The 3,846-nt window shown below is 33.7% G+C and carries 5 protein-coding genes and 1 pseudogene; 4 read left to right on the forward strand and 2 right to left on the reverse strand.

Features of this window, described 5'->3' with window-relative positions; translation table 11 throughout:
- Window positions 1–542, forward strand: a pseudogene (locus Q0Q96_RS10590) (IS982 family transposase); the annotation flags it as partial.
- 347 nt (window positions 543–889) lie between these two features.
- On the opposite strand, the gene Q0Q96_RS10595 reads toward Q0Q96_RS10590, so the two are convergent.
- Together Q0Q96_RS10595 and Q0Q96_RS10600 are read right to left on the reverse strand one after the other, a co-directional pair.
- On the reverse strand, window positions 890–1,303 hold the full coding sequence (locus Q0Q96_RS10595; protein ID WP_293875168.1) for a DUF6691 family protein: 414 nt from the start codon (window positions 1,301–1,303) through the stop codon (window positions 890–892).
- A 3-nt stretch (window positions 1,304–1,306) separates the two neighbouring features.
- A complete protein-coding gene (locus tag Q0Q96_RS10600) occupies window positions 1,307–1,864 on the reverse strand; it encodes a YeeE/YedE thiosulfate transporter family protein (protein WP_293875170.1) in 558 nt (185 codons plus the stop codon).
- Between the two features lie 76 nt (window positions 1,865–1,940).
- Here Q0Q96_RS10600 and Q0Q96_RS10605 point away from each other — a divergent pair, with 76 nt between their 5' ends.
- The 3 genes from Q0Q96_RS10605 to kdsA all read left to right on the forward strand — a co-directional run.
- A complete protein-coding gene (locus Q0Q96_RS10605; protein ID WP_293875172.1) occupies window positions 1,941–2,417 on the forward strand; it encodes a DUF4199 domain-containing protein in 477 nt (158 codons plus the stop codon).
- A gap of 47 nt (window positions 2,418–2,464) precedes the next feature.
- Window positions 2,465–2,923: a 2-dehydro-3-deoxyphosphooctonate aldolase gene (locus Q0Q96_RS10610; RefSeq protein WP_293875174.1), complete on the forward strand. Its 459-nt coding sequence runs from the start codon at window positions 2,465–2,467 to the stop codon at window positions 2,921–2,923.
- A 64-nt stretch (window positions 2,924–2,987) separates the two neighbouring features.
- The coding region (gene kdsA / locus Q0Q96_RS10615; protein ID WP_293875176.1) for a 3-deoxy-8-phosphooctulonate synthase at window positions 2,988–3,846 on the forward strand (859 nt) is incomplete at its 3' end.

Below are 3,846 nucleotides of genomic sequence, written 5' to 3' on the forward strand. Positions count from 1 at the left end.
AGAATTAAAATTTGTAAAAATGAGTTTGAAACTTCTCCATCAAAAGGATTTTGTGCTTCGCAAAACAACTGGTTTTATGGCTATAAACTACATGGTGTTTGCTCTTTAAATGGGGTTTTTCATTCGTTAGACATTACAAAAGCTGAAGTTCATGATATTCATTTTTTGAAAAAAATTAAACAGCAAATATCTGATTGTGTGTTACTTGGTGATAGAGGTTACTTATCGAGAAGCATTCAATTAGATTTATTTCAATCGGTAAATATCAAATTGGAAACGCCAAAGAGAAGTAATCAAAAAGAGTATAAACCACAGCCTTACATCTTTAGAAAATCAAGAAAAAGAATAGAAACATTATTTTCACAATTATGCGACCAATTCAAAATTAGAAGCAGTTACGCTAAAACTTTTGAAGGTTTTAAAACAAGACCCGAGAGCTTGCTCGAACTGGCGAAACAATTTTAGCTAAAATAACAGCATTAACACTGGTTCAATATATCAATAAATTTATATTTGATAGACCAATAAATCAAATAATTTAATTAAACCCAACTGGTTACTTAATAATTTTTGCGCCACGATTGAGGATAATTAACTAAAATTCTTTTGTGATAAATTTTAAAAAATATTTAATTAATACATTTCAAAACCGTTTTGTAAAGGTTATTTTATTTCTAATTTTTTATGTTGCACAATTAATGTAAAATCAAACATAATTACAGTAGTTTTAACAGAGTGCCTAATTATTCTATTGAAAAAACAGCTGTTAAAAGATTAAAATTTTACTTCAAAAAGAAAAGGAATAAAATGAAGCGCCCAAGTATTTTGGGTCTAATGAAAATGAAGTTTTTTTGCAATTAAGGTGCTTATAATTTGTGAAGAATAATTTTTAATGCGGCAACTTATCCTTTAAAACTCCATACAAAAAAGTTCCAACAACAGCTCCTATTAATATGAGCCCAACACTCAAAAAGCCAGCGCCAAGTAGGATAAATATTGGTCCGGGACAAGCGCCAACCAGTGCCCATCCTAACCCGAATAGAATTCCGCCAATCCAGTAACGTGCATTGCCTTTTTCTTTATCTTGAACAAGTAGAAGATTGCCATTGATGTCTTTTAGTTTGTTTCTTTTAATGATCTGAATGCCAATAAAGCCCGTGAGAATTGCCGTGAGAATAATGCCGTACATATGGAATGACTGAAATTGGAACATTTCATAAATTCGATACCAAGAAACCGCTTCGGCTTTAGTCAAAACAATTCCGAAGATAAAACCAACTAAAATATATTTTAAATAAGTCATAGCTTAAAATAATAAGGGTAAAATTAAATGTGACATAATTAGACCGCCAATAAAAAATCCGATTACGGCTTTTAGTGAAGGTGCTTGTAAATTGCTCATTCCTGCAATAGCGTGACCCGAAGTGCAACCACCAGCATACCTGGAACCAAAGCCAATTAATAATCCGCCAACTAACAGGATAAATATCATTTTTGGTGAGTGAAATATTTCTCTGCCGAATAAAGCATTTGGTAGTAATTTTCCATTGGGTGCGTCAATTCTTAATGAAGCTAATTGCGTAATTGTTTTGGGATTTAAAGTAACATTAGAAGGATCACTCATATAATGAACAGCAACATATCCGCCAATCATAGCCCCAAAAACTACAGCTAAATTCCAGCGTTGCGCTTTCCAGTCCCAGTCAAAAAACGGAACTTTTTTTCCAACACCTGTCATGGAACATAACGAACGTAAATTAGAGGACATCCCGAATACTTTTCCAAAATAATTGAGCAGTAACATTATTGCAGCAATAATAAAACCTGCCACCGACCAATGCCATGTGTGCGTTAAAAATTCCATTTTGTGATTTTTTTACAAAAATAGGAATATTAAAGTCTCGAAATCAACTATTTTTGAACTCATATTTCAACTTGTAATGAAAAATTTTTCTATCGAAATTAAATGGGCACTCCGCTTTACATTGCTGACGTTAGCATGGGCAATTGGCGAAAAAGCAATTGGGCTACACGATAAGTATATAGAAAACTACGCCATGTGCAGCCTACTCTTTATTTTTCCAAATTTTTTGTTTTTTTATTTGGCTTTAGCCGAAAAGAAAAAATATTTCTTTCATAATCAAATGGTTTGGAAACAAGGATTTGTATCTGCAATCGTGATTTCGTTTATAATTGCTTTACTCAACCCAATTGCTCAATTTGTTGTTTATAAAAGTATTACACCTCATTTTTTTGAAAGCATCATTGCGTACAAAATAAAAAACACATCGATGAGTTTAAAAACAGCACAAGATATCTTTAATTTGAAATCCTATATTTTGCAAACCACTTTCGGCGGATTATCTTATGGCGTAATAACCGGTGCGCTTGTTTCGCTATTTGTAAGAGGCAGATAACCCTTGCCTAGCACGATTATTGTTGTACCAAGAAAAACCATTTTATTATGAAAAACACTGTCAAACTTATTTTATTGTTCATTATGATTTCAGTACTCACTTCTTGTGTTAGTACTCTATCTACTTTGAGAAATGTTGACGACTCCGCTCCTATCCCAACGTTAACGAAAGACAATACTTTTGTCTTAACCAATTTTAGTAAAGACAAAAAATATGGTTACGATGCACACTATCCTATCAATGTTTTTTATATAAACACTAAAGATGAAAATCTAAATGCCCATCGTTTTCTTAATGCTTTAGCCGGACCAAAAGGCGAAAAAATAACATATACAAAAATTGAAAGTTGTTGCCCATTTCCGACCAAAAGAGTTGAAATTGGTGCTGGATTTTTAGACATCTACGAACTAAAATGGGACGAACAAGACAAACCCATAAAATTATACTTAAACATTTATGAAAGAGGCTACTTATTTGTTCCTGCTGGACTTACACTAAAAAAATAAGCTCGTGTTTTGACTTTATAAAACAAGTAATAAATGCTAACTTTGCACCCATAAAAAACACACTATGAATATTAAAGCTATTTCACAACTTAAAAATACCGATAGCGGAAATTTTTTCCTACTTGCAGGTCCCTGTGCTATTGAAGGCGAAGAAATGGCGATGAGAATTGCCGAAAAACTGGTTGCCATAACCGATAAATTGCAAATACCTTATGTCTTTAAAGGTTCCTTTAAAAAAGCAAATCGTTCCCGAATTGACAGTTTTTCTGGCATTGGCGATGAAAAAGCATTAAAAATAATTCGTAAAGTTTCAGAAACTTTTCAGATTCCAACGGTAACTGATATTCATACTAATGAAGATGCGAACTTGGCGGCACAATATGTTGATGTGTTACAAATTCCTGCTTTTTTGGTGCGTCAAACTGATTTGGTTGTGGCTGCAGCCAATACTGGAAAAATAGTCAATTTAAAAAAAGGACAGTTTATGAGTCCGGAAAGCATGAAGCATGCCGTTCAAAAAGTGTTGGATTGCAATAACCAAAATGTGATGGTAACCGATAGAGGTTCGATGTTTGGGTATCAGGATATGATAGTTGATTTTCGTGGAATCCCTACCATGCAACAGTTCGCTACAACCGTTTTAGATGTTACCCATTCGTTACAACAACCCAACCAAACTGCTGGAGTAACTGGCGGAAGACCCGATATGATTGAAACCATTGCCAAAGCCGGAATTGCTGTTGGTGTTGATGGAATTTTTATTGAAACCCATTTTGACCCCGCAAATGCTAAAAGTGATGGTGCTAACATGCTGCATTTAGAATATTTTGAGGGGTTAATGACTCGTCTGGTTGCCATCAGAAAAACAATCAATCAATTAAACAAAAGAAGTCCATCTCCCCCATTGTTAGTAGGAAGAGTGG

The sequence above is a fragment of the Flavobacterium sp. genome (assembly GCF_025352015.1).
Taxonomy (GTDB): domain Bacteria; phylum Bacteroidota; class Bacteroidia; order Flavobacteriales; family Flavobacteriaceae; genus Flavobacterium.

Bases quoted from the DNA above. Each gene is read 5' to 3' on its own strand.
- Q0Q96_RS10595 (WP_293875168.1), bottom strand. From the start codon at position 1,303: ATGACTTATTTAAAATATATTTTAGTTGGTTTTATCTTCGGAATTGTT.
- Q0Q96_RS10600 (WP_293875170.1), bottom strand. From the start codon at position 1,864: ATGGAATTTTTAACGCACACATGGCATTGGTCGGTGGCAGGTTTTATT.
- Q0Q96_RS10605 (WP_293875172.1), top strand. From the start codon at position 1,941: ATGAAAAATTTTTCTATCGAAATTAAATGGGCACTCCGCTTTACATTG.
- Q0Q96_RS10610 (WP_293875174.1), top strand. From the start codon at position 2,465: ATGAAAAACACTGTCAAACTTATTTTATTGTTCATTATGATTTCAGTA.